A 26,908-nucleotide genomic window follows, 5' to 3' on the forward strand; every position below is an offset into this window, starting at 1 on the left:
GGCGCTCTGACCCGGTGCCGACGGTCGGCGCTCCGGCGCTCGTGCCTCGCTGGTCGCTTCTCCCTTTCGGCACCGGCGCGCCCCTTCGGCTCGGGACGGCCCGTCGCTCCCGCGGTGGGGTCACAGGGGTTGGAGGAGCCAGCTGGCGCCGAGGGCGAGGCAGGCGAGGGCGACGAGCAGGAAGACGGTGACCCAGGCGAGGGCGGGGACGTGGGTGAGCCGGGCGAGCTGGTCGGCGTCGGAGTCGCGGGCCCAGCCGATCCGGCGCTGGTGCTGGAGTTCCAGGACGGGGCGTACGGCGCCGAACAGCAGGAACCAGCAGCCGAGGTAGGCGAAGCCGGCCTGGACCTGGGCGCTGCCGAACCAGGAGACCAGGAAGAAGGCGCCGCCGGCGACCAGGACGGTGAACAGGCCGAAGGCGTTGCGGACGCGGATGAGCAGGGCCAGCAGCAGGGCGACGGCGAGCCACAGCAGCAGGGTGATCCGGTCGGCGGCGAGCAGGGCGGCGCAGCCGAGGCCGAGCAGGGCGGGGGCGGTGTAGCCCGCGGCGGCGGTGAGGACCATGCCGGGGCCGGTGGGGCGGCCGTAGGAGAGGGTGAGGCCGGAGGTGTCGGAGTGCAGCCGGATGCCGGCGAGTTTGCGGCCGGTGGCGAGTGCGGCGAGGCCATGGCCGCCCTCGTGGGCGATGGTGACGGCGTTGCGGGCGACGTGCCAGAGCGGGCGGGCGAGGACGGTGAGCAGGGCGGCGGCGCCGGTGGCCAGGACGAGCCAGCCGGGCGGGGCGGTCTGGGTGCCGGTGACCTGGTTCCACAGGGCGCCGAGGTTCTGGTCGTTCGGGTTCATCGGGGGGTCTGCGCCTCCGTTCGCTGCGTTGGGCCGTTCGGGGCAGCCTCCCATGCGGGGACGGGTGGGCGGGAACGGGCGGTTCCGGCCGGTGGATGAGGAAGTGGTGAGGAGGGGCGGCGTGGCAAGCTGGCCCGCATGTGCGGTCGCTTCGCAGCCAGCAGCAAGCCCGAGGACATCGTCGAGCTGTTCGACGTGGAGTTCTGGGATCCCGGGGAGGCCCTGGACCCGAACTGGAACGTGGCGCCGACCAACAGCGCGTTCGTGGTGCTGGAGCGGCTGTCCAAGGAGCGGGCGCGGCCGGTGCGGCAGCTGCGGGCGCTGCGCTGGGGACTGGTGCCGCAGTGGTCGAACTCCGCCGAGACGGCGGTGAAGATGATCAACGCCCGGTCGGACACGGTGCACGAGAAGCCCGCGTACCGGCAGGCCTTCGCCTCGCGGCGGTGCATCCTGCCGGTGGACGGCTACTACGAGTGGCAGATGGTGCCGGGCGAGCGGGGCAGGGCGCGCAAGAAGCCGTTCTTCGTCTCCCGGGCGGACGGTGTCCCGCTGGCGCTCGCCGGGCTGTACGAGTTCTGGCGCAACCGGGCGGTGCCCCCGCAGCATCCCGAGGCGTGGTTGGTGACGTTCACGATCGTCACCACGGACGCCGAGGAGGCGCTGGCGCCGATCCACGAGCGGATGCCGCTGTTCCTGGACCGCGAGTCGTGGGGCGAGTGGCTGGATCCGCGGCCGGGCGACCCGGACGGGCTGCGCCGGCTGCTGATACCCCCGCCGCCCGGCGCGCTGCTGGCCACGCCGGTGTCCCCGGCGGTCGGCAACATCCGCAACAACGGCCCGGAGCTCAAGGAGCCGTGGGCCGAGGCCGAGTACGAGACCACCCTGTTCTGAGAATTGATGCACCTGAGAACTGACGGAGTCCGACCTTTCCTTGGAGCCGCCAAGATGACCACCTCCGAACTCGTTGCCACCGAGGCCGGCGAGGCCCGGATCACCTACCACCGGGCGGTCGCCCCGAAGGCCGTGCTGGCGCTCGGGCACGGCGCGGGCGGCGGGATCGAGGCCCGGGACCTGGTGGCGTTGGCCGAGCGGCTGCCGCCGCGCGGGATCACCGTGGCGCTGGTCGAGCAGCCCTGGCGGGTGGAGGGCCGCAAGCTGGGCCCGGCGCCGAAGACCCTGGACCTGGGCTGGCGGCCGGTGGCCGAGCACCTGGCCGGGCAGGGGCTGCCGCTGGTGGTCGGAGGGCGCAGCGCCGGGGCGCGGGTGGCCTGCCGTACGGGGGCGGCGACCGGGGCGGTGGGGGTGGTGGCGCTGGCGTTCCCGCTGCACCCACCGGGCAAGCCGGAGAAGAGCCGGGCGGAGGAGCTGCTGGAGTCGGGGCTGCCGACGCTGGTGGTGCAGAGCGCGGCGGACCCGTTCGGCGGGCCGGAGGAGTTCCCCGAGCTGCCGCAGGGGCACGAGCTGGTGGGGGTGCCGTACGGCAGTCACGGGTTCGCGGTGCCCAAGCGGGCGCCGATGGGGGAGGACGAGGTGCTGGGGCTGGTCTGCTCGGCGGTGGGGGACTGGGTGCTGCGGCTGGTGTGAGCGCTTCGCCGCCGGGACGGCTGTGAGCAGGGAGTTCGCAGTCGCTCACCCCTGCGAGTGAACGGGGTGCGGGGGCGGGAATGCGGGCGGGGTGTCGGTGGTTGTCGTCTCCGTCAGCACGAGTCACCGGGTGAGAGGTAGGGCAGATGGGTTCGATCGCGTGCCCGGAACGGCCTGAGGAGCGCGAGGTCGCAGCGGCGTTCGCCCCCTCCTGGTCGGAGTGGCTTGACGCGGGCGAGAAGCCCGTCAGCCCGATATCCTCCATTTCTGGGCGGCCCGCCGTGGGCCGTGCCCGTCATGCCGAGGAGGTGGGTCCGGTCGTCGGGACCGAGCACGAGGCCGAGCCGGGCCGTGGCCCGGACGAGGGCCTGCCTGCGGACGAGGCGCTCACCGGTGAGGAGCTGGCCGAGGCGATCGGCGAGGACACCTTCCGGGTGTCGGCGGAGGAGACCGAGGTGGCCCGGCGGGAGCGCTTCGAGCGCGACGCCCTGGGCTACCTGGATCCGATGTACTCGGCGGCGCTGCGCATGACGCGCAACCCCGCGGATGCGGAGGACCTGCTCCAGGAGGCGTTCGCCAAGGCGTACGCGTCCTTCCACCAGTTCCGTGAGGGTACGAACCTCAAGGCCTGGCTGTACCGCATCCTCACCAACACGTTCATCAACTCGTACCGCAAGAAGCAGCGGGAGCCCCAGCGCACCGCGGCGGAGGAGATCGAGGACTGGCAGCTGGCCCGGGCCGAGTCGCACATGTCGACCGGTCTGCGCTCGGCCGAGACCCAGGCGCTCGACCACCTCCCCGACAGTGATGTGAAGGACGCGCTCCAGGCCATTCCGGAGGAGTTCCGGATCGCCGTCTATCTCGCGGACGTAGAAGGCTTTGCGTACAAGGAGATCGCGGACATCATGGGTACTCCCATCGGTACGGTGATGTCCCGGCTGCACCGCGGCCGCCGTCAGCTGCGCGGCATGCTGGAGGATTACGCCCGTGAGCGCGGGCTCGTCCCGGCCGGCAGCGGGGCAGGGCAGGAAGCGAAGGGCTCGGGCTCATGAGCTGCGGCGATCCGCACGAAACGGAGTGTGGCGAGGTCCTCGACCACCTCTATGAATTCCTCGACAACGAGATGCCCGAGGGCGACTGCGCCAAGCTGCGCGTGCACTTCGAGGAGTGCTCGCCCTGCCTGAAGCAGTACGGGCTGGAGCAGGCGATCAAGGCGCTGATCAAGCGTTCCTGCGGCTGCGACGACACCCCGGCCGACCTGCGCAGCAAGGTCCTGGCCAGGATCGACTCGATCCGGTCCGGACAGCGTTCGGGCGAGCAGGTGGTGGTCGCCGTGGAGACCTCGGCCGAGGTGCACGTCGAGTCCGCGCGGCCGGCGCCGACCCTGGCGCAGGAAGGCGCGGCCGAGGAGCCGGCCGTGCGCCCCGGTGCGCCGGTCGAGGCCGCCGCCCAGGCGGAGTGACCGGCCGGTCGACGCGCGGCGTGACGGCCACCGGCCGGGCGAGGTAGTCCGTCGGCCCGTCGACGAGGGTGGGCCGAGCGGTTCGGGCAAGGAGTTCAGCGGCCCCGGGAGCGTGCGCTTCCGGGGCCGCTCCCGTTCTGCCCGCATGCGCCGTCACTCGTTCGAGTGAGTTGGTGGTGCGCCAACTGCGCCATTGCGCGATCATGCGTCCCCGCGCCCGGACGGCGGCCTATCCTCCTGACGGACGCTCACCGTCGGTATCCCCGGCGCGTTGAGGCAACACGGGCCCGGATGGCGGGGAGGTCGAGATCGCTACCGACAGTGGAGGCGCGACCCTGCCGCAGAGCGCGGCGCGCTACCTGGTGGCCGTCCCGGTGGCGGCGCTGTGCTGCCTGCTGCCGCTACTGCCCGCCGCCGCGGCGCCCGGGGTGCCGCGCTGGCTCGGCCACCCGGTGGACTGGCCCAAGGTCGGGCTGCTGGCCTTCCTGCACGGCTGCTGGGAGTCGCTCGCCCAGGGCCTGCCCGCCCCCTGCCGACTCCTCGTGCGCCGACTGCTGCGCCGCCCCGCGCCGGCGGAGCGAGCGCCGGCCCGGCCCGGGGTGAACGCCTTCTTCCCGGTGCTGTTCGCCGGGGTGCTGATGCTCCCGCCGGCTGCCGCCGCCCTGGTCGCCGCCCCCGCCGCGCTGCTCGGCGGCCCGGCCGGCCCCGGCTGCCGCCGGCGCCAGCTGTTCAACGGCTCCCAGCTCGCGCTGTGCGCCTTCGCCTCCTCCGTCGCCTTCCACCTGCTGCGCGGCCCGCAACTGCTGCTCGGCTCCCGCTTCCCGGCCGCGCTGCTGCCCGGCTTCGCCGCCGTCGCCGCGTTCTGCCTGGTCAACGGCGCGGTGGTGGGCGTGATGCTGATGCTCAGCGAGGGCCGCGGGGCCGGGGTCGTGCTGCGCGGGGCCTGCTCGGTGTGTGGGCTGCCGGTGCTGGTGCACGCGGCCGGCGGGCTGATGGTCACGGTGCTCTGGCAGGGCCCGTACGGGGCGTTCGCCGCGCTGCTGGCGCTGCTGCCGCTGTCCATCTCCGCCTGGGTGTTCGCCCAGGGCCAGCGCGAGCAGGACGCCCACCAGGCCACCGTGCAGTCGCTGGTGCAGGCAGTGGAGATCAAGGACGCGTACACCCGCGGCCACAGCGAACGGGTCGGCCGGGCCTCGGTGCTGATCGCCACTCAGCTCGGCATGGAGGCCGAGCGGCTGCGCACCCTGCGCTTCGCCGGGATCCTGCACGACGTCGGCAAGCTGGGGGTGGCCACCGAGTTGCTGCGCAGAAACGGTCCCCTCAGCGAGGACGAGCGCCGGGCCGTGGAGATCCACCCGGTGTACGGGTACGAGCTGGTGCGCGGGATCGACTTCCTCGGCGAGGCGCACGCCGGGATCCTGCACCACCACGAGCGGATGGACGGGCGCGGCTACCCCAGCGGCCTGGCCGGCGAGCAGATCCCCGAGTTCGCCCGGATCATCTCGGTCGCCGACGCCTTCGACTCGATGACCTCCACCCGCTCCTACCGGCGCGGCCGCCCGGTCACCGAGGCGGTGGCCGAGCTGGAGCGCTGCTCGGGCAGCCAGTTCGACCCGGCCATGGTGCGGGCGCTGATCGACGCGCTGGCCGTGCACGACTGGCAGCCGGTGGTGCACTCCGAGGACTGGGTGCGGGCCGTCCCCGACATCCCGCTCGGGGTGCCCGAGCCGGCGCGGGCCGCGCCGGTCCGGGTGCCCGCCCAGGGCAGGAGCGTCCCCGCGGCCGGGCAGCTGTGACGGGCCCCAGGCCGGGCGGCCCCGGGCGCGTCGGCTCCGCCCGTACCGCGTCCGCCCGTATGCCCGGTCGTGCGGCCCGCGCCGTGCACACCGCCCGCGCCGTGCACACCGCCGCCGTCGTACTGCTGGCGTTCGCGCTCGGCACGGTCGCGCTGCGCGGGGTCGCGGAGCCGGGGGTCGCGCTGGCGTTCACCGCGTTGATCGCGCTCGGCGAGTGCGTCCGGATCACCCTTCCGGGCGACCGCGAACAGGCGCCCATCGGCGCGGCCGGTGCGCTGGCGTACGCCCTGCTCGGACCGCTGCGCGGGGTGCCGACCGCGCACGGCACCCTCCAGGTGGTCGCGGTGACCGGGGCCGGCCTGCTGCTGGCCTGGCTGCCCGGCCTCGCCCTGCCGCACCGCCCCGAGCGCCCGCACCGGCGCCCGCCCTGGGCCGACCCGGCCCGCCGGGACAGCGCCGCCCGCCGGCTGCTCGCGGTCGGCTTCGCCGCCGCCGTCTTCCAGCCGCTCTACAACGGCGGCCCGGTCGACCGCTTCTCGCCCGAGGGCCCGGCCTACGGGGCGTTCCTGACCACCGTCGCCGCGCTGGCCGCGCTCTGCGACGCCACCCTGGCGGCGCTGCTGCGCTGCTCCGCTTCCGGGCTGCGGTTCCCGGCGGCGCTGGAGGACGAGCTGCGCTCGCTGTTCGGGATCGGCTCGGCGATCGTCGCCACCGGGATGCTGGTCAGTCTCGCGGCCGGCGAGGTCGGGCTGTGGGCGCTGCCGCTGTTCTGCACCCCGCTGCTGCTCGCCCAGGTGTCCTTCCGGCGGGCCGCCGCGGTGCGGGCCACCACCGGGCAGACCATCGCGACCCTGGCCCGAGCCACCGAGGTGGCTGGCTACACCCCGCACGGGCACGCGCGCAGGGTCGCGGACACGGCGTGCGCGCTGGGCCGCGAGCTGGGGCTGGGCACCCGGGAGCTCGCCCTGCTGGAGTACGCGGCGCTGATGCACGACGTCGGCCAGCTGTCCCTGGTCGAGCCGGTGCCGGACGGCGCCACCGCGCTGCTGCCCTGCGACGAGCAGCAGCGGATCGCCCGCCTCGGCAGTGAGGTGATCAGTCGCACCGGGGTGCCCCGGCAGGTCGCCGAGCAGGTCGCCCGGCTGGCCGATCCCTGCTCCGGACCGGTCGGCGGCGAGCGCCCGGTGCCGCTCGCGGCCCGGATCATCCGGGTCGCCAACGCGCACGACGACCTGCTGACCGCGGCCCGCGGCCGGGGCGTCGGCGAGGCGGTGGGGCGGCTGGAGGCGCTGGAGGTGCTGCGGCTGGGGCGCGGCCGGGTCTACGACGCCCGGGTGGTGGACGCCCTGGCCCGGGTCGGCGGGCAGACGCGCGGCTGAGCGCGCCCCGGGCGCGGGCGCAGCGGCGGCCGGGTCGGGGTGGAGGCCCGCTCGGCCTCCGATCGGGCCCGCGCGGCCAGGGGTTGAGGAGGCGTGCTCCGACGGGCAGGCTGGGGAGGGGCGGGCCCCAACCTCGGCGGTGGGGAGCGCGGGCGGGGGCGGGCGTGGTTGGATGCGGTCGTAGCGTGGAACACCGACCCGGAACACCGGGACCCGGGACCCGTCGAGGACGGGACGGGCCCGGCGGTACGGGACTTGAGCGGATGACGACGGCAGGGACGAACGTGAGGATCTTCCACCGGGCACGGCACCGGCCGTCCGCCACCTGGCGGCAGACGACCGACCGGGCCTTCACGCTGATCGGCGACGGCCGCTACGAGGACGCCGGCGCCCTGCTGGTGATGGCCGCCGACCTGGAGCCCTGGCTGTCCGACTCCTGGTTCAACCTCGCCCTGCTGCACAAGTTCCGCCGGGACTGGGAGCAGGCCCGCTCGGCCGGCCTGCGCGCCGTCGCCCTGCTGGACCGCGAGCACGGCGCCCCCGACTGGTGGAACCTCGGCATTACCGCCACCGCACTGCAGGACTGGCCGCTGGCCCGCCGCGCCTGGCAGGCGTACGGGCTCAGGCTGCCCGGTGGCCCCGGCGTGGACGGCCCGGTCAGCCTCGACCTCGGCACCACCCCGGTGCGGTTGTCCCCGGACGGCGAGTCCGAGGTGGTGTGGGGCCGGCGCCTGGACCCGGCCCGGATCGAGGTGCTGTCCATCCCGCTGCCCTCCTCCGGCCGCCGCTGGGGCGAGGTGGTGCTGCACGACGGCGCCCCGCACGGCGAGCGGGTCACCGACGGCGTCGCCTACCCCGTCTTCGACGAGATCGAACTGTGGGCGCCCTCCCCGGTGCCCACCTACGTGGTGCTGCTGCAGGCCGCCACGGCCGGTGACCGGGACGCCCTGGAGCGGCTGGTCGCCGACGCCGGCTACGCAGCCGAGGACTGGACCTCCTCGGTGCGGCTGCTGTGCCGGGCCTGTTCGGAGAGCCGGATGGCCTCCGACGACGGCGTCGTCGCCCACCACGACCCGCACGACGACGGCGACGCCGCCCACCCCGGGCACCTCAGCCACCTCAGCCAGGGCGGCGCCGCCGGGATGTCCTGGCTGGTCGAGCGCGAGTGCGGGATCGCCGCCCCGGCGCACCTGGTCCGCACCCTGCTGGACCGCTGGGTCGCGGCCTCCCCCGGGAGCCGGGCTTACCGGGATCTCGAAGAAGTCTGCTGAGTACCCTGGTGAGGTACGCGTAGACCTATGGAAGCGGAAGACATGGCGGAGCAGCACGACCACGAGCACGAGCACGACGTGGAGGGGGCGGCGCCCGAGGCGCCCGTCAAGGTGATCGGTGAGGAGCCCGACCTCACCAAGGGCACCGCGCGTCCGATCACCGTCGTGGGCAACCCGGTGCTGCACCGCGAGGTCAAGGACGTCACCGCCTTCGACGCCGAACTGTCCGCGCTGATCGACGACATGTTCCAGTCGATGTACGCCGCCGAGGGCGTCGGCCTCGCCGCCAACCAGATCGGCGTGGACCTCAAGGTCTTCGTCTACGACTGCCCGGACGACGAGGGCGTGCGCCACATCGGCCACGTGATCAACCCGAAGCTGGAGGAGTACCCGGCCGACCGCCGCCGCGTGCTCGACGACGGCAACGAGGGCTGCCTGTCCGTCCCCACCGCCTACGCCGAGCTGCCGCGCCCGGACTACGCGGCCGTGACCGGTGTGGACAAGGACGGCAACCCGATCCGGGTCGAGGGCACTGGCTTCTTCGCCCGCTGCCTCCAGCACGAGACCGACCACCTGTACGGGTTCCTCTACATCGACAAGCTGTCCAAGCGCGACCGCAAGGACGCGCTGCGGCAGATGGCCGAGGGCACCGCGCGCTACGCGACCGTGCCGAACGAGTAACGGCTGCTTGCACGTTGAAGGCCGGTGCGGACCCGTCCGCACCGGCCTTCGTGCCGTCCGGTTACACCAGGAGCCACTCGGGGCCGTAGGTGGAGCGGGGGTCGGCGGGGAGCTTGACGACCTCGATCTGCTGAGCCGTGTCGCGCATCTGGAACATCAGGCCGATCGCGGTGCCGATCGCGGACGGGTCGTCGCTCCAGGCGTGTTCGAGGGCGCGCAGCATGTCGCTGTACTGCTGGTTGAAGGCGTCCAGGAGCTTGGCGGTGGGCTGGTCGGGCGAGTTGGGGTCGCCTTTGCGGGGCCAGCCGCCCCTGGGCACCCGGGCGACCGGGGAGGTGTCCGGCAGCGGGACGTCGGCGCCGGTGAACTCCCACTTCTGCGACCCGTCGTTGAAGACGAGCTTCTTGCCGACGGCGAGTTCCTTGAAGGCGTAGTAGTGGGCGAGTTCGCCCGGGACGTTGGGGAAGGGGTCCTCCGGGGAGGCCGTGGTCCCCTCGCCCTGGGTCTGGATGACGTGGATCGCGCTCAGCACGTCGTCGATGGTGTTCATCGGGTTGATGACGCGGTTCCCGATCGAGGTGGTCACCTGCCGCTGACCGGTGAGGAGGTGGGCGTACCTGGGGAAGACGTTGGCGATGCGCTGGTAGAAGGCGCCGATCGTGTTGCCGTCGACAGCGAAGGCGAGCGGGTTCTCGGGCTTCTCGATGTCGGAGAAGAGCTTGGCCGAGTCGCGGGTCAACCCGCTGAGGTAGACCTCCAGCCCGGGGTTGACGCCACCGGGAAGCTCGCCCGGGTACTTGGGGACGGCGGCGGGGTCGGTGACGACGACGGTGCCGCCGATGCTGGTGAGCATGTTGCAGACCAGTCCGAAGTGCGCCATCTCGTCGAGGATGATGTCGTGGACGGTCTGGCGGACGGGCTTGGTGTTGTCCGGGTCGGTGATCGACCAGAGGGCGGTGGCGTACGGCGGGACGGTGGCCAGCTCCAGCAGGATCGCGTGCTGGAGGGCGTCCTTGAGCTCCTGTTCGGTCCAGTCCTCCTCCGCCATGCTCATGAGCTGGACGATGCCGTCGCCCGCGTAGTCCAGAACCGTGGCCATGGGTGCCCCTTTCGTTCGACTGTGCGCCGGACGGTAACCGGGGGCCGGTCGTGCGCATGCGCGGGAAGCCGGTGTGGCCCGGGAGTTCATTCGGACGGGCGGCGCGCGGGGGCGGGGAAGCCTGCGGCTTCGTCGGAGGGCCGTCCAGGGCGGCCGACAAGATCACCGGCCGGCGTTGCCGGCGTTGCCGGGGTCGTCCGGGCCGCCAGGGCCGGGGACGCCATGCTGAGCGAGGCCCGGCCCCGCGCACCGGGGTGGGAGGACCACGGCTGACGCGGTGCGCAGGAAGTCGGCGGGGCCTGATTTCCTGCGCACGGCACCGCGCGGGTGTGCCGGCGCCACCCGGCGTGAACTCGGTGTTGAGGAGCGCGCGCAGTGGTGCGGGGGCGTTCAGGGGTGGTGGGTGGTGATGGTGATGGGGTGGGCGGTCCAGTCGGTCATCTCGCCGACGTAGAGGGTGGTGCTCCAGCTGCCGCTGCGGGTGAGGCAGCGGGCGACGCCGTTGCCGCCGCCCGGGCCGATGCAGCAGCGGATGAAGTCCCGGTGGGCCTCGCGGATCGGGAGCGTGCGCACGCGCTCCCAGAGGACGGGCAGCGCGTGGTCGAGGCTGGGGAAGAGGGCGGGCGCCATGATGCCCACGATCCCGGCCCGGACGGCGCTCACGCGGCGGCCGCCTCAGGGGTGATGTGACACCAGATGAACTTGCCGATGCCGCCCTCGCGCGGGGAGCAGCCCCAGCTCTGCGCCAACTCCTGGACGAGGAACAGGCCCCGGCCGGCCTCGTCGGAGTCCGAGGCGTCGCGGAACGTGGGCTTCTCGCTGTCGGCGTCGTGCACCTCGATGCGGAGGGTGTTGTCCGGGGAGAGATGGAAGCGGACGAAGACCAGGCGGCCGCGCGGGGTGCGGGCGTGCTGCACGGCGTTGGTGACGAGCTCGCTGACCAGCAACTCGCCGGTGGGGAGGAGGGGTTCGCCGGCGGGGTGGGGGAGGAGGAAGGAGCGGAGCTCCTGGCGGGCGGTGCGGGGGGACTTGCGGTGCCGGGGCAGCCAGCAGGTCTGCTCGGTGGGGATGGTGGAGACGGTCTCAGGCATGGCGGGGCCACCTCTGGAGTGTGCAGGTGAGAGCGGCTGAAGAAGGCATGGGGATGCCCGGGGGAGAGTCGCCGTGATCACTCTGTGGCGATCCAGTGACTACGTGTAGTAGCTTGCATCCGCTCGCGTTCCATTCGCAACTGAGACTTTGGAACTCGTTCCAAGATTCTTCTGCGGCGGTACGCTTGTACTGGTCCAGGTGTGAAAGGACGTCAAATGAGCGATGTGCGGCCGACGGTGCGCCGTCGGAGGCTGGCTGCCGCGCTGGTGAAGTTGCGAGAAGAGGCGGGCAAGACGCCCGAGGAGGCGGCGCAGCGGATCGGTTGCCATCGGACCAAAATCAGCCGGATCGAGAACGCCAGATTGGGAATCTCGCTTGGCGAGCTGCGTGATCTGTTGACCTTCTACGGCGTTGTTGACCAGGCGTACGTCGATGACATGGTGGCTATGGCTCGTCGCGGTCGCGAGCCGGGCTGGGTGCAGCGTGCGAGCTTGGCGAGGCCGTCATACTCGGATTTCATCGGCTATGAGGAGACGGCTGACTACATCCGGTCGTTTCAAAATGTGCTGGTGGCAGGCCTGCTGCAGACCCCGGACTATGCCCGAGCTGTGCTTCAGGCGCGACCGTCCACGCTGAGCAAAGACGAGGTGGAGGCCCTCGTAACTGCTCGGATTGCGCGGCAGGAGGTGTTGAACCGTGCCGATCCGCCACGTGTTTGTGTGATCGCAGGGGAAGCGGCGCTGCGAGTCCAGGTAGGCGGAGTGAAGGTCATGAGCCAGCAGCTCGACCGGCTCTTGGAGATGGCGGAGCGGCCCAACATCGAGCTGCAGATACTGCCGGATCGGGCCGGAGCGCATGCCGGGCTGATGGGGGCGTTCGTCTTGTTCAGCTTTCCTGTGTCGACATACTCGGACGTCGTGTGCGTCGAACATCGAACGGGGACGCTTTACATGGAGACTCCGGCGGAGACTGAGGACTACACGCTGATCTTCGATTCGCTTCGCTCGATCGCCTTGAGCCCGGCTGACAGTCTCGACATGATCGCTCGGGTACGGCAAGAGCTGTACCGCTAAGCAGTAGGGAGGTAAGCATGTTGGTGTGGCGTAAGAGCAGCTACAGCGGACAGGGCGGCGACTGTGTTGAGGTGGCCGATGGTGTGATCGGCCTTGTGCCGGTCCGTGACTCGAAGGATCCTGGCGGGCCGGCTCTGCTTTTCCCGGCTGACGCCTGGTCCTCGTTCCTCGCCGGGGTCAAGTCCGGCGACTTTCCGACCGACTGAAACGCCAGTGATGCCCCGCACGGGCTGTGGCCGTGCGGGGCACCACTGTTCATTTCTCATGCTCGGCCGAATCAGCGCGCGTCTCGGGTCGGCACGCCCCGGGTGCGCGCCTGTGCCACCTACCGCCGCCCATCGGTGCCGCGCAACGATGGGCGACCGGACGGGTTCCGCCTCTGGAAGGAGCGACGCATGGGTGAGCACGAGAAGCCACCACCGGACCCGGGGCAGGGGAACCCGCCGCCGGGCAACGCCGATGGGCAGGTGCCGCCTCCGCCGCCGAGCGACGGAAAGCACAAGAAGTGACCGATGACCTGGTGGGCCGCCGCAAGCAGATGGACGCGGCGATGGAGGAGCGTGGGGCGTGGCCGCCCTCCGCACCCTGGGTGCGCGAAGCCATGGCCGCGCTGCCTCGCGACGCGTTCGCGCCGGATCGGCTGTGGCGGTGGGGCGGCCACTCCTACGTGCCGCTCGACCGTACGACTGACCCGGCCGGGTGGGCGGACGAGGTGTACGCGGGCCCGGACGACGCGGCGGTCACCCAGGTCGCCGACGGACTTCCGTCGTCCAGCCTCTCAGCACCCGCCGTGGTGGCGGACATGCTGGACAGCCTGGTGCTGGAACCCGGTCACACCGTGTGGGACATCGGCACCGGGCAGGGGTGGAGCTGCGCTCTTGCCGCTTGGCGTGCCGGGCCCGGACTGGTCGTCTCCACCGAGATCGACGAAGACCTCGCCGTGCTCGCGCGCCGACGGCTCGCCGCCGTCGGGGTCGATGCCGAGTTGCTCGTCGGCAACGGCACCAGCACTGTGCCGCCCGGCGGCCCGTTCGATCGGATCCACGCGACCTACGCCGTCGAGGCCGTTCCGTACGAATGGATCGAAGCCGCCAGGCCGGGCGGTCGGATCGTCTACCCGTGGGGACGGCTCGGGCACGTGGCACTCACGGTGGCAGCCGACGGGCGAAGTGCCAGCGGTTGGGTACAGGGCCTCGGCCAGTTCATGGCCGACCGGTCCGGCCCGCTCCCGGCCTCGGCTGGCTACGCGAAGGTGCGCGGTACCGGCGGCCCTGACTCCGAGCGGATCACCGAGCGCGACCTCGCCCCGCTAGCCGACAACTGGGACCTGCGCTTCGCGGTGCGGGTCGCCGTTCCGGACGCCGTCGTGATGACCGGCCGGGACGAGGACGGAGTCAACGCCTGGATCCACGACGGCAACGCCTCGTGGGCGGCCCTGTCCGCGCGTGGCGACGGCAGTGCCGTACTGCACCAGGGCGGCCCGCGCCGCATCGGCGACGAGGTGCTGACCGCCTGGTCACAGTGGGAGTCGCACGGCCGGCCGACGCCGTACGACTACGGAATCACCGTCGTACCGGAGCGCCAGTCGGCGTGGCTGCGCGATCAGGACGGCCCCCGCTGGCCCGTCACCGACAGAGGGGGAGCGCCGAGCGGCGCTCCCCCTCTGCCAGGGCTCTGACTCCTAGAAGTCGTCGTCGAAGGAGACCGAACCCTCGACGGCGACCTGGTACGCGGAGACCCGGCGCTCGAAGAAGTTGGTCAGCTCCTGGACGTTCTGCAGCTCCATGAAGCCGAACGGGTTGGTCGACCCGTAGCGGATCGGCATGCCGAGGCGGGCCAGGCGCTGGTCGGCGACAGCCTCCAGGTACTGGCGCATCGAGTCGGTGTTCATGCCGGCCAGGCCGTCGCCGCACAGGTCCTGGGCGAACTGGAGCTCGGCCTCGACGGCCTCCTCCAGCATCTCCGTGACCTGCTTGGCCATCTCCTCGTCGAAGAGGTCGGGCTCCTCCTCGCGCACGGTGTCGACCACCGACATCGCGAAGTCCATGTGCATGGACTCGTCGCGGAACACCCAGTTGGTGCCGGTCGCGAGACCGTGCAGCAGACCCCGGCTCCGGAACCAGTACACGTACGCGAACGCGCCGTAGAAGAACAGGCCCTCGACACAGGCCGCGAAGCAGATCAGGTTCAGCAGGAAAGCCCGCCGATCCTCCTTCGTCTGCAGCGACTCGATGTGGTCGACCGCGTTCATGTACTTGAAGCAGAACTTGGCCTTCTGCGCGATGGAGGGGATGTTCTCCACGGCGGCAAAGGCAGCCGCGCGGTCCTCCGGGTCGGGCAGGTAGGTGTCCAGCAGCGTCAGGTAGAACTGGACGTGCACGGCCTCCTCGAACAGCTGACGGCTCAGGTACAGCCGCGCCTCCGGGGAGTTGATGTGCTTGTAGAGGCTCAGCACCACGTTGTTGGCGACGATCGAGTCGCCCGTCGCGAAGAAGGCGACCAGGCGGCCGATCAGGTGGCGCTCGCCCTCGCTGAGCTTCGCCAGGTCGGCGACGTCCGAGTGCAGGTCCACCTCCTCGACGGTCCAGGTGTTCTTGATCGCGTCCCGGTACCGGTCGTAGAACGACGGGTAGCGCATCGGGCGCAGGGTCAGCTCGAAGCCGGGGTCGAGCAGCATCTTGCGGTCGTCGGCAGTCATTACTGGCAGGCCTCGCAGGACTCGGGGTTCTCCAGGGAGCAGGCGATGGCGGCTTCCTGCTCCGGGGTGAGGGCGGGGGTGTTCACCGGCACGGGCGCGGCGGCGCGCGCAGCACCGGAGGCGGCCTGGGCGATGCGGGTGGCCGGGCGCGAGCGCAGGTAGTAGGTGGTCTTCAGACCGACCTTCCACGCGTAGGCGTACATCGAGCTGAGCTTGCCGATGGTCGGCGCCGCCATGAACAGGTTCAGCGACTGGCTCTGGTCCAGGTACGGCATACGGGCCGCGGCCAGGTCGATCAGCGCGCGCTGCGGCAGCTCCCAGGCGGTGCGGTACAGCGAACGGACTTCGGCGGGCAGCCAGTTGAACTCCTGGACGGAGCCGTTGGCGTCGCGCAGGGCGTCGCGGGTCTGCTGGTCCCAGACGCCGAGCTCCTTGAGCTCGCGCACCAGGTACGGGTTGACCTGGAGGAACTCCCCGCTCAGGGTCTCGCGCTTGAACAGGTTGGACACCTGCGGCTCGATGCACTCGTACACGCCGGCGATGGACGCGATGGTCGCGGTCGGGGCGATCGCGAGCAGCAGCGAGTTGCGCAGGCCGGTGACGGCGATGCGGGCGCGCAGCGCCGTCCAGCGGTCGGCCCACTGCGGGGCGGCCGTCGGGAAGTGGTCGATGTGCAGCTCGCCGCGGGCGGCGCGGGTCTCGCCGTACGCCTCGTGGCGGCCCAGCTGCTCGGCCAGGTCGGCGGAGCGCTCGTAGGCGGTGAGCATGATGCGCTCGGCGATCAGCGTCGACAGCTGCTTCGCCTCCGCCGAGTCGAAGTCGATCCGCAGCTTGAAGAAGACGTCCTGCAGGCCCATCACGCCCAGGCCGACCGGGCGCCAGCGGGAGTTGGAGGTGCCGGCCTCGGTGGTCGGGTAGAAGTTGATGTCCACCACGCGGTCGAGGAAGGTGACGGCGGTGCGGACGGTGGCGTCCAGCCGCTCCCAGTCCATCGCACCGAGCAGGTCCTCGACCGAAGCCCCGTCGGCCACGTGCGCGCCGAGGTTGACCGACCCCAGGTTGCAGACGGCGGTCTCGGAGTCGTCCGTGACCTCCAGGATCTCGGTGCACAGGTTGGAGGAGTGCACCGTGCGGCCCGGCAGCGCGGTCTGGTTGGCGGCGCGGTTGGAGGCGTCCTTGAAGGTCATCCAGCCGTTGCCGGTCTGCGCCAGGGTGCGCATCATGCGGGCGTACAGGGTCTGCGCCGGGATGGTGCGCACGGCCTTGCCGGCCAGCTCGGCCTTGCGGTAGGCCTCGTCGAACTCGGCGCCCCACAGGTCGACCAGCTCGGGGACGTCGGCGGGGGAGAACAGCGACCAGTCCTGGTTGGCGTTGACCCGGCGCATGAACTCGTCCGGGATCCAGTGCGCCAGGTTGAGGTTGTGGGTGCGGCGCGCCTCCTCGCCGGTGTTGTCGCGCAGCTCCAGGAACTCCTCGATGTCGGCGTGCCAGGTCTCCAGGTAGACGCAGGCCGCGCCCTTGCGGCGGCCGCCCTGGTTGACCGCGGCGACCGAGGAGTCGAGGGTGCGCAGGAACGGGACGATGCCGTTGGACTTGCCGTTGGTGCCGCGGATCAGGCTGCCGCGCGAGCGGATGCGCGAGTAGGACAGGCCGATGCCGCCGGCGTGCTTGGACAGGCGGGCGATCTGCGCGTAGCGGTTGTAGATCGAGTCCAGGTTGTCCAGCGGGGAGTCGAGCAGGTAGCAGCTCGACATCTGCGGGTGCCGGGTGCCGGAGTTGAAGAGCGTCGGCGAGGAGGTCAGGTACTCCAGGCGGCTCATCAGGCCGTACAGCTCGGCCACCTCGCGCACCGACTGCTCGGAGTCGCCGACCGCCAGGCCGCAGGCGACGCGGAGCAGGAAGTGCTGCGGGGTCTCGATCACCTTGCGGGTGATCGGGTGGCGCAGCAGGTAGCGGGACTGGACGGTGCGCAGGCCGAAGTACTCGAAGCGGTCGTCGCCGGTGGCGTCGATCAGCGCGTCCAGGGCGGCGGCGTGCTTGGCGACGAAGGCCGCGGTGGTGTCGCCGATCAGGCCCTCGGCGTGGCCGACGGCGATCGAGGCGGAGAAGGAGACCGAGCCCTGGCTGTTCGCCTCGTCGACGATCTCCAGGGCGAGCAGGCGGGCCGCCAGCTTCGAGTACTGGGGGTCCTCGGCGATCATCGACGCGGCGGCGTCCACGGCCAGCCCGCGCAGCTCGGCGAAGTCCGAGCCCGCGTGGCGGCCGCGCAGCGCGGCGGCGGCGACATGGCCGGGGTCGACCTCGGTGAGGTCGGCGCTGCGGTCGGTGAGCAGCCGCAGCAGCGCGCCTCCGGGGTCGGAGACCGTCGGGTCGGTGAAGGCGGTACCGGAGCCCTGGGCGGGCAGGGTGGCTGAGGCAGCGGTGGTCAAGGCGCTCTCTCCTGGCGGCGATCGGCGGCGGTGATCGGGTGGCGCCGGGCCGATCCGGGCAGGGGAGCACGGCGCGAACGCAGAACGCGTCGCGCGACGGTGTCTCCCCGGCCCGCCCGCGAGGCCCGGAGGGGTACTGCTCGTGCTGGCGCGGCCTCTGCGGGAGGGCCGTGGCGCACGCTGTTCGGCAGGTACTCGGACTCGCGGGCACGGCTGCTGGAGCCGCCCGCACACCGCTGCGGGGCAGTCCCGGACTCCCACCGGGTTCCCCTGCATCGACAGCAGGAGTGAGCATACATGTAGTGCCGAGGGACTGAGGCGGCACCATATGTTGTGCCTGTTGTGTCGCGGACGCCAGCGGTTTCGGCGGGCTGTCAGTGCTTCAGGTACACCTTGTACGTACTCGAATCACCGGTCGGGGAGGTGAACTGGGCGATCAGCCGGTACTGCCCGCTGGCGGTCAGGGCGGCGCTCAGGGCCCGGTCGGTGGCCTCCGGGGCGGTGCTGTCGAGGACGACCACGGTGAACCAGCCGTCCCGGATCGCGGCCGTGCTGCCGTCCTCGCCGTGGTGCTGCACTCCGGCGCCGTCGCGGTAGTCCGTCCCGGCCCGCGCCGAGACCCACTGCTCGGGTTTGCTGACGCTGCCCAGGTAGTACTCGGCGAGGCCGTCGACCTCGGTGAGGTAATGGCCCTGGGGGACGGCGTGCGCCCGCAGGACGGCCAGCAGGCGGCCGGAGTCGGGCCCGTTCTGGTAGCGCAGGGCGGACTGTTCCATGCCGAGGGCCAGCAGCGCGACCCAGACCAGGATGCCCAGCTGGGGGTGGCGGAAGTGGGCACCGACCAGCCGGGTGAGGCCGAGGCCCGCGAGCGGGGCGGCGAGCAGCATGCCGTAGCCGAGGTGGCGGAACAGCGCCCCGGAGGTGCCGGTCCACAGGTGGACGGCCGGGATCAGCAGCGCGGTGGCGGTCAGCACGGTGCCGAGCAGGGCGCGCTGGGCGCGGGTGGTGGCGGCGCCGTCGTGCTCGGGCGACTCGTGTTCGCTCATCTGCTCGCGGCGGGCGTACGCGACCGTGCCGGCCACCGCGAGGAGGGTGAACAGGCCGCCCCACTGGACGGTGCCGAGCAGGACGGAGCCGGTCGAGCCGGGGGCGTTGCCGCGCGAGGGGGACCAGTGGACGACCTTCCCCAGCAGGCCGTAGGGCAGCAGCAGGAGGGCGGTGCCGGCGGCCAGCAGCAGGGCGCGCAGGGCGGCCGGGCCGGGCCGGCGGTGGGGCCAGGCGCAGGCCAGGGCCAGCAGGACCAGGGCGGGGACGGCGAAGGCCGCCGAGTAGGCGACGGCACAGGCCAGTGCGGCGGCCGGGGCGGCCAGCAGGACCAGGGCCGGGGAGCGCCGGGCGGTGAACACCGTGGTCCAGGCCGCGAGGGCGACCAGCAGGACGGCGAGGGACTCGGGGGCGCCGTAGAAGCCGACCACGACGGTGGACTGCAGCACGGCGTAGGCGGCTATGCCGCAGATGGCGACCCGTTCGTTGAAGAGCCGTCGGGTCAGCGAGTACAGCAGCACCGTCGTGAGCAGCGCGAAGCCGAGGCTGAGCAGCCGGGTGCCCCAGATGCCGCCGGCGTTCGCGGCGGCGCCGGCCAGCGGCGGGTACAGCCAGGGCGAGCCGGGGACGCGGTCGAGCAGGTTGGTGGTGACCGGGGTGCCGTGCAGGAGGTGGGCGAGCTGCTGGCGGCCGGCGACCATGGCGGCGGCCTCGTCGGGGTGCGCGGCGGCTAGCAGGCGCAGGGAGAGCGCGGTCTGGACGCCCAGGACGGCGCCGAGCAGGCCGCGGGCGATCCAGCGGCGCCGGGGGCTGGAGGCCGGGTCCCAGCCGATCGCGGGGACCTGCGGGATGGTGTACGGGGCCAGCTCGACGGCATCGGGGTTGTCCACGGCCACGGGCACGGCCACGGCCACGGCCACGGGCGCGTCGGTGGTCGGGGCCCGGCGGGGCGCGGGCACGTCCGCCTCCGGCGCCTCGGCGTCGGGTGCCTGCCGGGCGGGGGTCTTCGGCGCGCGGGAGAACGCGGAGAACTCGGGCTCTGTACTCATCATGGGTTCCGGATGTCGAAGCCGTAGCGGGGGGCGGACACGCGCTTTTTGAAGACGGCGAGGGTGTCCGGAACGGTCTCGACCCGCCAGTCCGCCCGCTTGATCATGTTGAACCAGATGAAGCCGACGATGTCGTCGTGCGCATCCATCCCGGAGAACAGCTGGTCGACGAAGGCCTGCTGGTGCCTGCCCTGCTCGGTGGCGGTCTCGCTGATGAAGAAGGGCTTCTTGCAGAAGGTGCGGATCTCGGCCATGGTCGGGCCGTACAGGGCCTCGAAGGTCTTGGGGCCGTCGTTGGTGAAGTAGCCGGTCATGCCAGCCCAGTCGACGTAGTTGTCGCCGGGGTAGTACGGCGCGAGGCGGGTGTTGGGCGCGGGCACGGTGATGTTGGGGCTCCAGACCCAGATCACGCTGGTCGCGCCGGCCTGGTCGAAGATGTCGTGGACGTGGCGCCAGGCCGCGACGAAGTCCTGGGCGCTGGCGGTCTTGCGACCCCACGGGTACCAGTCGCCGTTCATCTCGTGCGCGATGCTGATGGCGATGGGCAGGTTGAGCTTGGCCACCGCCTTGGCCACGCCGCGCACGTAGTCGTCGGTGTCGCCGGCCGCGATCGAGGCGAGCGAGTGGTCGTACGGCTCCCAGGCCATGAAGGGCAGTGCCCCGGCCTCGTAGATCCGGCGCACGCCGGCGGTGTCGAAGCCGCCCTTCCAATGGGCGTAGTACTCCAGGACGTTGGGCTGCTTGCCGACCGCGGAGGTGTAGCCGGGCAGCGCGTCCATCGAGGCGGGCACGCCGGTCAGGGCGGCGCCGAGGTACTTGCGGCTCGGCTTGAGCAGCGGGGTGATGTCGTACGGGACGCCGGCGGGCAGGGCCTTGGGCTTGGCGGGGGCGCTCGGGGCGGGCGCGCCGGGACCGCTGGCGGTGGCGGTCGGCGCGGGCTGGGCCATGTCCTCCTGCAGCGCGAAGCCCGGGTCCGCGGGGCCGCAGCCGGTGGCGAGCAGCAGGGCGGCGGTCAGCAGCGGGAGCGCCAGCCGACGACGGGGCAGGCCGGCCCGTCGGGGATGGGCGGACATGGTGATCACACTGCTTCCGTGGGGCGCGGCTGGACGAGGACCCGGCCGACGATGGTGGCGTAGAAGAGACCGGAGGCCAGGACGAGGGCGAAGTTCAGCGGGCCCATGGTGAGCATCCGCCAGATGCTCGCCCCCACCCAGAGCAGGGCGGTCCCGCCGCCCCAGACGATCACGCCGAGCCAGAACCTGCGGGTCTTGTTCTTCTTGGCACCGCTGGAGCCGGTCGGCTGCCAGGCCATCCGGTTGCGGCGCACGATGTCCCAGATGGCGAAGACGTGCGCCCAGCCGTACATCATGCGGGCGGCCCAGGCCTCCAGCCGGTAGGGGTTGCGGTGCCAGAGCGGGAAGATGACCGTCGCGTAGATCAGGCCGGGCAGCACCAGCGCGGTGTTCTGCCAGCGGACCAGGTCGGGCCGGGCGAGCAGCAGGATGATCGGGACGAGCGGCGAGACGATGGTGAACAGCGCCGTGTGGATGTAGTAGAAGAACCCGGACAGGTAGCAGGCACGGGTGACCGGCCGCAGCTTGGTCTGCCAGAACTTCCGGCTGCCGAGCAGGCTCATGGAGCCGGTGCACCAGCGGTACTGCTGGTTGAAGAAGCCGCCGACGTTGTCGGGGCAGACGCCGGTGGCCAGGGCGACGGGTATGTACTGCAGGTCCCAGCCGAGGCGGCGCAGGTCGAATCCGGTGTGCACGTCCTCGGAGTGGCCGATCAGCGTGGTGCCGCCGTTCTCCTCCAGGGCGGCCCGCCGGTATATCGCGCAGCTGCCCACGCAGATGGCACCGTCGTTGCGCTGCCGGGAGACCTGGACGGTCCGGTAGAACAGCTCCTGGACGGCGCCCGCGCCGCGCTCGATCCAGTTCTGCGAGTCGAGGATGCGGAAGAACTGCGGGGACTGGACGATGCCGAGGCGGGGGTTGGCCTCCATGTAGGGGAGCATCTCGTCCAGCAGGTCCGGCCGGGGCGCGAAGTCGGCGTCCAGGATGAGGATGTAGTCGCTGTCGGAATTGCGGAAGCCGAACTGCAGGTTCCCGGCCTTCTTGAACCAGCCGAGCTTGTCGCGGGTGCCGTAGACGAATTCGAAGTCGACGGCCATCTGCGCGAGCTGGGGGCTGTTGCTGTCGTCGAGGACGTACGGGGTGACCTCGCCCGGGTACTGGTCGCGCAGCCGGGCGACGTGGGTCCAGGTGTTGTGCAGGACCTCGATCGGCTCGCCGGCGACGGGCAGGAAGATGTCGACGGTCGGATAGCGCTCGGGCTGCCAGGACTTGACCAGCGCGCGGTGCGCGGCGATGTCGAAGGTCTCGTTGAAGCCGTGCACCCACCGGGAGATCAGGTAGTACACGACGGTGAAGGCGAGCGGCGGGACGAAGACGAAGAACCACGGCGTCGCGCTGAGCAGACCGATCTCGCTGGCCACCATGCAGGCGAAGCTGATCAGGGAGAAGCAGGTCAGCACCCACAGGTGGGTGTGCGCGTACAGGTACTTCTCGGTGTTGTCCGGCGGCTGGGGGAGCAGGCCCCACTGGTTGCGGGCGGCCGGGTCGCGCCGGCTCCGGCGTCGTGAGACGGGTGGTTGACCGCTGCCCGCGAGTCGCGCGCTCTCGGTGACAGTCACGTGCTCTACTCCCCCGAAGCCGTACCGATCTGAACCCTCCCCGCGGGCCGGCCGTTGCCCGGTCGGGCTGCGGGGGGACGCCAGGATCGTACGGGACCCATCGTTGTGAATTCGCTCCCCCCTCTCCGTCAGCCGTCCGGAACCGATATCGAGTTCCGATCGTGATGTGAACCGGAGTGCCGGCGGAGCACTTGTGTACGGTTGTCCGCCCAGGGGGCGAGGACGGTTCGGGGAAGCGTGATGAACATCGAGGTCGGTGGGGCCGGGCGCGCGGTGCGCAGGCTGTGGGCGGTCGCCGCGTTCGGCGTGGTCGCCGCGCTGCTGGCCGGGTGCAGCGGCGAGGTCGGGGCGGTGGAGCAGCCGCCGACCGCCACCGCGTCGGCGGCGGCGAGCCAGTGCTCGACCCCGCAGAACCCCTTCCCCAAACTGGCGTTGGACGGCGGCTCGAAGATCCTCGAACCGAATCCGTGGAACACGGCGGGCACGGTCTGCGTGGACCCGGTGGGCGAGACCGGCTTCACGGTGTCCCAGATCCGCGACTTCGTCCCCAAGAACCCGCTGGCCCCGGGCGCCTACCCCAATGTCTCCACCGCCCCCGGCGCGAGCGGGCTGCCGGTGCCGGTCAGCGCGCTCGGCGACGCGACCGCCGACTGGGACGCCAACGGCCGGGTGAGCGGCTCCTTCAACCTGTCCTTCGACCTCTGGTACGGCTCCAGCCCGGACAACTGCCTGCCGGGGGAGAGCGCCGAGTTGATGGTGTGGCTGGACGCCACCGACAACGTGCGCCCGGCCGGGGACAAGGTCGCCGACGCCCAGCCGTTCGGGGACGCCGCGTACAACGTGTTCCAGGCGCCGATCACCAGCCCGCACAGTGTGATCAGCTATGTGCGCACCACGCCGACCCACACCACCCGGGGCCTCAACCTGCGGCTGTTCACCGCCGACGCGATGGCCCGCGGGTACGTCCCCAAGGGCTCCTACCTGTGCCGGGTGCAGGCCGGCTTCGAGGTGTGGAGTGGCGGCACCGGCCTGCGCAGCGAGTCGTTCGCCTTCCACAACCGGGTCGGGCTGCCGGTCGGCGAGATCCCGGCCGGGGCGCCCGGGATCTGCCTGCGGCACGGCGGCGGCGGGCCGGCTGGCGCCCCGGTGACCGTCGGGGCCTGTGGCGACCTGGGCTCGTCGACCAGCTGGACAGTGGGCAACGACGGATCGCTGCGCGGGGGAGCGGCCTGCCTGGCGCCGGGCGCCGACCGGACCTCGGTCACGCTCGCCGGGTGCACGGGCGGATCCGGGCAGCGCTGGGTGCCCACCGCCGGGGGGCAGCTGACGCACCAGGACTCGGGGTTGTGCCTGGGCACTGCGGGCGGCGCGCTCGCGGACGGGACGGCGGCGCAGCTGCGCCCGTGCGCGGACGTGGTCTCCCAGCGCTGGAGGATCCCGTACAACGGGGTCTCGTGAGGCGGGCTGCTCCTCGCCCCTTGACAGCACTGACGCTTCGTCCGCGCACCCGCCATGGGCGTGGCCGGGCTGATGCCCTAGCATTCCGGCCATGAGCGATCGACCGGTACCGAGTGGCGAGCCGGGCCAGCCCTACCCGCCACCGCAGCAGGCACCGGCCGGGGGGCCCGCTCCGGCCACCGGTGTGCCACCGCAGTCTCCGAGCGGTGCGTTCGGCCCCGCGACCGGCTTCGGGCCGCCGCCCGGTGCGCCTGCCCAGCCACCCCAGCAGATGGCGCCCCGTTCGTCGTCGCAGCCGGTGCCCCCGGTGCCGCAGCCGGGCGGAGCCGCCCCGGTGCAGCCCGGGCCGGTGGCGCCGCAGCCGGTGCAGCCTGGCCCGGTGGCGCCGCAGCCCTTCCCGCAGCAGGCGCAGCCCGCCGCCGCCCAGCCGCCGCAGCCCGCGCCGCAGTGGCAGCAGCAGCCCGGCTTTGCGCCGCCGGCCTCCTCGTCCGGAACGCCGGACTGGGAGGCGCTGGCCGAGCAGAACGAGAAGGCGGCCAAGCGCGGGCGTCGGCTCAAGCTGATCGGCGCGGTGACCGCCGTGGTGGTCGTGGCCGGCGCCGGCGCGGGTTTCTGGCTGTACAAGAAGGACAGCGGCAAGAAGCCGGGCCCCGTCGTCTCGGCGAGCAGCTCCGCCTCGAACGGCCCGTCCTCCTCCGCGAGCAGCGCCCCGCCGGTCAAGGGCATCACCAGCCCGCCGACCGTCGGCACCCTGCCGGCCAAGAAGGGCCCGGAGCTGAACCTTGGCGCCGACGCCAAGCCGGGGACGATGAGCGGCTTCTCCGGACAGGTCCTCAAGCTGCCCAGCGGCCCGGACTCCTTCGCCTCGACCTCCGGCCAGGTAGTCGACGTGAGCAAGAGCTTCACCGTCTCCGCGCGGGTGCTGGTCGACAAGCCCGACGGCAACCGCAGCGCGATCAGCCAGGGCGACGGCCAGTACTACGCCTACTCGCTGGGCCGGGCGAACAACAACGGGCACGACCAGTGGTACTTCAAGGTCCAGATCCCGGGCGGCGGTTCGGCGATCGCCTGGTCCAAGGCCGACGCGACGGTCAACCAGTGGGTGCTGCTGACCGGGGTGTACGACGACCCGTCGCAAACGCTCACCCTGTACGTCAACGGCGCCCCGCAGTCCTCGGCCAAGTCGGCCGGGGTGCAGCCGTCCGGCAACAACACCCTGCAGGTCGGGCGGCTGAGCTCGAACGGGCAGTGGTCCGACCCCTGGCACGGCGCGGTGGCCGACATCCAGACCTGGGACCAGGTGCTGCCGGAGGCCGACATCGTCAAGATCGTGGCGGGCCCGAGCTCGCCGCCGTCGGTCCCGCCGACCGGCGCCTGGCTCAACGGCTGAGCCGGCCCGGGGCCGACCGCCCCGGAGCCCGTCCGGCCCGAGAACGTCAAGCCGCCGCCCCGCACCGCCACGGCAGTGCGGGGCGGCTGGCGCACGCCCCGGAGCGTGTCGCGCCCTGTGGCGCATCCGGATGCAGAGCCCCAGATAGGAGCGGTACTGATGAGCGCGGACGGTCGCTGGATCCGGCCCGAGTCCACCCGCAAGCCCGTCCTGGGCCCCGCCGGGGCCCGCCCGGGCGGGGGCGTGGCGCTGGGCGAGCGCGACCGTGCGGGCGCGGTGGTGCCGCCGCCGTCCCCGACCGACCGGCGGCGCCGCAAGCCCGGACTGCCGCGGGTGCCGCAGCCGCCCCGGCCGGCGCTGCGGGCGGACTGGCTGCCGCTGCTGGCGGTGCTGCTGGTCCAGGGCGCGCTCTCGTACCACCTGATCGTCAGCAACACCGCTTTCATCGACGAGGGCACCTACATCTACTCCGGGTACCAGGAGATCGCGCACCTGCGGCACGGCACTGCGGTGTCGACGTACGAGACCTTCTTCTCCGGCTCCCCGCTGATCTATCCGGTGGTCGTCGCCCTGGCGGACTTCGTCGGCGGGCTGAACGGCGCCCGGTTGCTCAGTCTGGCGTTCATGCTCTCCGCGACCGTGGCCGTCCACCTGGCCACCCGGCGGCTGCACGGCTCGCTCGCGGCCTTCTGCGCGGCGGCGGCCTTCGCCGCGCTCGGCCCGACGCAGTTCCTGGGCGGCCTGGCCACCTACGACGCCATGGCGCTGGCGATCCTCGCCTGGGCCGGTTACCTGGCGGTGCGGCTGACCACCGGCGGCGGGTACCCGAGCCTGGTGGGCTCCGGGCTGTTGCTGGCCCTGGCCGGTGCGACCAAGTACGCGGCGCTGCTGTGGGTGCCGGTGGTGTGCGGCATCGCGGTGCTGGCCGGGACGGGCGGCTCGGCGCGCTCCTGGGCGCGCTGGCGGCGCGGGCTGCTGGTGCTGCTGACCTTCGCGGTGGCGGTCGGCGCGGCGGCCCTGGCGGCCGGTCAGCGGTACGTCGACGGCTTCAACCACACCACGCTCCAGCGCGCCCCGGGCCATGACGCCTACTCCTACGTGGCCGGGGAGGCCGCCCGCTGGGTCGGCCCGCTGCTGGTGGTGGCGCTGCTCGGGGTGCTGGCTCAACTGGTGCGGGCGCGCCGTCGCGGCGGCGCGGCCTGGACGGAGTTCTGGCTGGCCCTGGTGCTGCTGGTGGCCGGTCTGTTGGCGCCGGTGAACCAGGTCCGCATCCACACCTGGCTGTCGCTGCAGAAGCACGTGGACTTCGGCGCCTGGTTCTCGTGCATCGTGGTGGGCGCGATCCTGGCCCGCACGGTGCTGTGGCTGAGGGGCCGCTTCCACGTCACGGCCGGGATCGTGGCCGCGGCGCTGGTGGTGGGCCCGCTGGCCTGGGCGGGCGCGGCCCAGGGCCGGGAGATGTTCGGCGAGTGGTCGAACTCGAAGGAGTTCGTCGCCGCGCTGGAGCCGTACATCGTCAAGGGCGACGACCGCTACCTGGTCGAGAACTACAACGTCCCCGCCTACTACCTGCGCAAGCAGAGCAACTGGCAGCAGTGGCACGACCTGGTGGCGGTGTTCCGCCGGGACCCGGCCACCGGCCAGATGCAGAACGGGGTGCCCGCCATCCAGGCCGGGATCGAGGCGCACGAGTGGAAGGTGGTGGTCCTGGACTTCACCCAGACCGGCGCCACCGACAAGGCGGTCCAGCCGACGCTGAAGGCCGCCGGGTACCGGGTGGCCACCGTGGTGAAGAGCGGCGAGCACGGCCGCTACACCGTCTACGTGGCCCCCGGGTACGACAAGCGGCCGTGACCGGTGCTCAGGGC

The 26,908-nt window shown here is 72.2% G+C and carries 21 protein-coding genes, 2 pseudogenes and 1 riboswitch; of the genes and pseudogenes, 14 read left to right on the forward strand and 9 right to left on the reverse strand.

Going from position 1 to position 26,908, the window contains the following annotated elements; translation table 11 throughout:
* Positions 1 to 120: 120 nt before the first annotated feature.
* Positions 121 to 843 (reverse strand): M50 family metallopeptidase, encoded by a 723-nt coding sequence (locus ACWC9T_RS22730; RefSeq protein WP_449822871.1) that lies wholly within the window; start codon positions 841 to 843, stop codon positions 121 to 123.
* 138 nt (positions 844 to 981) lie between these two features.
* Between ACWC9T_RS22730 and ACWC9T_RS22735 the strand changes: the two genes are divergently transcribed.
* The 8 genes and pseudogenes from ACWC9T_RS22735 to def form a co-directional block, all read left to right on the forward strand.
* Positions 982 to 1,734, forward strand: coding sequence for an SOS response-associated peptidase (locus tag ACWC9T_RS22735; protein ID WP_449822872.1), 753 nt, complete (start codon positions 982 to 984; stop codon positions 1,732 to 1,734).
* A gap of 54 nt (positions 1,735 to 1,788) precedes the next feature.
* Positions 1,789 to 2,427 carry an alpha/beta hydrolase family protein gene (locus ACWC9T_RS22740; protein WP_449822873.1) on the forward strand — a complete coding sequence of 213 codons (639 nt, stop codon included), beginning with the start codon at positions 1,789 to 1,791 and terminating at the stop codon, positions 2,425 to 2,427.
* A gap of 308 nt (positions 2,428 to 2,735) precedes the next feature.
* Complete coding sequence (locus tag ACWC9T_RS22745) at positions 2,736 to 3,479, forward strand: sigma-70 family RNA polymerase sigma factor (protein WP_449822874.1); 744 nt, start codon at positions 2,736 to 2,738, stop codon at positions 3,477 to 3,479.
* Positions 3,476 to 3,769, forward strand: a pseudogene (gene rsrA, locus ACWC9T_RS22750) (mycothiol system anti-sigma-R factor); the annotation flags it as partial. The gene ACWC9T_RS22745 and the pseudogene rsrA, both read left to right, overlap by 4 nt.
* A gap of 482 nt (positions 3,770 to 4,251) precedes the next feature.
* Positions 4,252 to 5,685 (forward strand): HD-GYP domain-containing protein, encoded by a 1,434-nt coding sequence (locus ACWC9T_RS22755; RefSeq protein ID WP_449822875.1) that lies wholly within the window; start codon positions 4,252 to 4,254, stop codon positions 5,683 to 5,685.
* 59 nt (positions 5,686 to 5,744) lie between these two features.
* Positions 5,745 to 7,064, forward strand: a complete 1,320-nt coding sequence (locus ACWC9T_RS22760) for an HD-GYP domain-containing protein (protein ID WP_449822876.1) — start codon at positions 5,745 to 5,747, stop codon at positions 7,062 to 7,064.
* Between the two features lie 284 nt (positions 7,065 to 7,348).
* A complete protein-coding gene (locus tag ACWC9T_RS22765; RefSeq protein ID WP_449822877.1) occupies positions 7,349 to 8,335 on the forward strand; it encodes a tetratricopeptide repeat protein in 987 nt (328 codons plus the stop codon).
* A 141-nt stretch (positions 8,336 to 8,476) separates the two neighbouring features.
* Positions 8,477 to 9,016: pseudogene (def, locus tag ACWC9T_RS22770) on the forward strand (peptide deformylase); the annotation flags it as partial.
* A 61-nt stretch (positions 9,017 to 9,077) separates the two neighbouring features.
* On the opposite strand, the gene ACWC9T_RS22775 reads toward def, so the two are convergent.
* The 3 genes from ACWC9T_RS22775 to ACWC9T_RS22785 form a co-directional block, all read right to left on the reverse strand.
* Positions 9,078 to 10,115 carry a ferritin-like domain-containing protein gene (locus tag ACWC9T_RS22775; RefSeq protein WP_449822878.1) on the reverse strand — a complete coding sequence of 346 codons (1,038 nt, stop codon included), beginning with the start codon at positions 10,113 to 10,115 and terminating at the stop codon, positions 9,078 to 9,080.
* A gap of 390 nt (positions 10,116 to 10,505) precedes the next feature.
* Positions 10,506 to 10,778, reverse strand: a complete 273-nt coding sequence (locus ACWC9T_RS22780) for a hypothetical protein (RefSeq protein ID WP_449822879.1) — start codon at positions 10,776 to 10,778, stop codon at positions 10,506 to 10,508.
* A complete protein-coding gene (locus ACWC9T_RS22785; RefSeq protein ID WP_449822880.1) occupies positions 10,775 to 11,206 on the reverse strand; it encodes an ATP-binding protein in 432 nt (143 codons plus the stop codon). Before ACWC9T_RS22785 ends, ACWC9T_RS22780 begins: the two co-directional genes overlap by 4 nt.
* A 216-nt stretch (positions 11,207 to 11,422) precedes the next feature.
* On the opposite strand from ACWC9T_RS22785, the gene ACWC9T_RS22790 reads away from it, so the two are divergent.
* From ACWC9T_RS22790 to ACWC9T_RS22800, 3 genes are all read left to right on the forward strand, one after another.
* Complete coding sequence (locus ACWC9T_RS22790) at positions 11,423 to 12,280, forward strand: helix-turn-helix domain-containing protein (protein ID WP_449822881.1); 858 nt, start codon at positions 11,423 to 11,425, stop codon at positions 12,278 to 12,280.
* Between the two features lie 17 nt (positions 12,281 to 12,297).
* On the forward strand, positions 12,298 to 12,486 hold the full coding sequence (locus tag ACWC9T_RS22795) for a DUF397 domain-containing protein (RefSeq protein ID WP_449822882.1): 189 nt from the start codon (positions 12,298 to 12,300) through the stop codon (positions 12,484 to 12,486).
* A gap of 299 nt (positions 12,487 to 12,785) precedes the next feature.
* The gene (locus ACWC9T_RS22800) at positions 12,786 to 13,958 is read left to right on the forward strand and encodes a protein-L-isoaspartate O-methyltransferase family protein (RefSeq protein WP_449822883.1); all 1,173 of its coding nucleotides are present in this window, start codon (positions 12,786 to 12,788) and stop codon (positions 13,956 to 13,958) included.
* Positions 13,959 to 13,961: 3 nt separating this feature from the next.
* Here ACWC9T_RS22800 and ACWC9T_RS22805 read toward each other — a convergent pair whose 3' ends face one another.
* The 5 genes from ACWC9T_RS22805 to ACWC9T_RS22825 form a co-directional block, all read right to left on the reverse strand.
* On the reverse strand, positions 13,962 to 14,978 hold the full coding sequence (locus ACWC9T_RS22805; protein WP_449822884.1) for a ribonucleotide-diphosphate reductase subunit beta: 1,017 nt from the start codon (positions 14,976 to 14,978) through the stop codon (positions 13,962 to 13,964).
* On the reverse strand, positions 14,978 to 17,383 hold the full coding sequence (locus ACWC9T_RS22810; protein ID WP_449822919.1) for a ribonucleoside-diphosphate reductase subunit alpha: 2,406 nt from the start codon (positions 17,381 to 17,383) through the stop codon (positions 14,978 to 14,980). Before ACWC9T_RS22810 ends, ACWC9T_RS22805 begins: the two co-directional genes overlap by 1 nt.
* Positions 17,384 to 17,577: 194 nt before the next feature.
* A riboswitch (cobalamin riboswitch) is annotated at positions 17,578 to 17,740 on the reverse strand.
* Between the two features lie 41 nt (positions 17,741 to 17,781).
* Positions 17,782 to 19,500: a glycosyltransferase family 39 protein gene (locus tag ACWC9T_RS22815; protein ID WP_449822885.1), complete on the reverse strand. Its 1,719-nt coding sequence runs from the start codon at positions 19,498 to 19,500 to the stop codon at positions 17,782 to 17,784.
* On the reverse strand, positions 19,500 to 20,573 hold the full coding sequence (locus ACWC9T_RS22820; protein WP_449822886.1) for a glycoside hydrolase family 26 protein: 1,074 nt from the start codon (positions 20,571 to 20,573) through the stop codon (positions 19,500 to 19,502). Before ACWC9T_RS22820 ends, ACWC9T_RS22815 begins: the two co-directional genes overlap by 1 nt.
* Positions 20,574 to 20,578: 5 nt before the next feature.
* Positions 20,579 to 21,997 (reverse strand): glycosyltransferase family 2 protein, encoded by a 1,419-nt coding sequence (locus ACWC9T_RS22825; RefSeq protein ID WP_449822920.1) that lies wholly within the window; start codon positions 21,995 to 21,997, stop codon positions 20,579 to 20,581.
* Between the two features lie 435 nt (positions 21,998 to 22,432).
* On the opposite strand from ACWC9T_RS22825, the gene ACWC9T_RS22830 reads away from it, so the two are divergent.
* The 3 genes from ACWC9T_RS22830 (at position 22,433) to ACWC9T_RS22840 (ending at position 26,894) form a co-directional block, all read left to right on the forward strand.
* Positions 22,433 to 23,650, forward strand: a complete 1,218-nt coding sequence (locus ACWC9T_RS22830) for a ricin-type beta-trefoil lectin domain protein (protein ID WP_449822887.1) — start codon at positions 22,433 to 22,435, stop codon at positions 23,648 to 23,650.
* Between the two features lie 379 nt (positions 23,651 to 24,029).
* Positions 24,030 to 25,040, forward strand: coding sequence for a LamG domain-containing protein (locus ACWC9T_RS22835; RefSeq protein WP_449822888.1), 1,011 nt, complete (start codon positions 24,030 to 24,032; stop codon positions 25,038 to 25,040).
* A gap of 159 nt (positions 25,041 to 25,199) precedes the next feature.
* A complete protein-coding gene (locus tag ACWC9T_RS22840) occupies positions 25,200 to 26,894 on the forward strand; it encodes an ArnT family glycosyltransferase (protein ID WP_449822889.1) in 1,695 nt (564 codons plus the stop codon).
* Positions 26,895 to 26,908: the final 14 nt, after the last annotated feature.

The sequence above is a fragment of the Kitasatospora sp. NPDC001159 genome (assembly GCF_053598235.1).

Excerpts from the sequence above, each read along its gene's own strand:
- ACWC9T_RS22805 (WP_449822884.1), bottom strand. The coding sequence starts at position 14,978 with ATGACTGCCGACGACCGCAAGATGCTGCTCGACCCCGGCTTCGAGCTG.
- ACWC9T_RS22830 (WP_449822887.1), top strand. The coding sequence starts at position 22,433 with ATGAACATCGAGGTCGGTGGGGCCGGGCGCGCGGTGCGCAGGCTGTGG.
- ACWC9T_RS22735 (WP_449822872.1), top strand. The coding sequence starts at position 982 with ATGTGCGGTCGCTTCGCAGCCAGCAGCAAGCCCGAGGACATCGTCGAG.
- ACWC9T_RS22815 (WP_449822885.1), bottom strand. The coding sequence starts at position 19,500 with ATGAGTACAGAGCCCGAGTTCTCCGCGTTCTCCCGCGCGCCGAAGACC.
- ACWC9T_RS22825 (WP_449822920.1), bottom strand. The coding sequence starts at position 21,997 with ATGGTGGCCAGCGAGATCGGTCTGCTCAGCGCGACGCCGTGGTTCTTC.
- ACWC9T_RS22730 (WP_449822871.1), bottom strand. The coding sequence starts at position 843 with ATGAACCCGAACGACCAGAACCTCGGCGCCCTGTGGAACCAGGTCACC.
- ACWC9T_RS22795 (WP_449822882.1), top strand. The coding sequence starts at position 12,298 with ATGTTGGTGTGGCGTAAGAGCAGCTACAGCGGACAGGGCGGCGACTGT.
- ACWC9T_RS22760 (WP_449822876.1), top strand. The coding sequence starts at position 5,745 with ATGCCCGGTCGTGCGGCCCGCGCCGTGCACACCGCCCGCGCCGTGCAC.
- ACWC9T_RS22820 (WP_449822886.1), bottom strand. The coding sequence starts at position 20,573 with ATGTCCGCCCATCCCCGACGGGCCGGCCTGCCCCGTCGTCGGCTGGCG.
- ACWC9T_RS22785 (WP_449822880.1), bottom strand. The coding sequence starts at position 11,206 with ATGCCTGAGACCGTCTCCACCATCCCCACCGAGCAGACCTGCTGGCTG.
- ACWC9T_RS22775 (WP_449822878.1), bottom strand. The coding sequence starts at position 10,115 with ATGGCCACGGTTCTGGACTACGCGGGCGACGGCATCGTCCAGCTCATG.
- ACWC9T_RS22840 (WP_449822889.1), top strand. The coding sequence starts at position 25,200 with ATGAGCGCGGACGGTCGCTGGATCCGGCCCGAGTCCACCCGCAAGCCC.
- ACWC9T_RS22790 (WP_449822881.1), top strand. The coding sequence starts at position 11,423 with ATGAGCGATGTGCGGCCGACGGTGCGCCGTCGGAGGCTGGCTGCCGCG.
- ACWC9T_RS22740 (WP_449822873.1), top strand. The coding sequence starts at position 1,789 with ATGACCACCTCCGAACTCGTTGCCACCGAGGCCGGCGAGGCCCGGATC.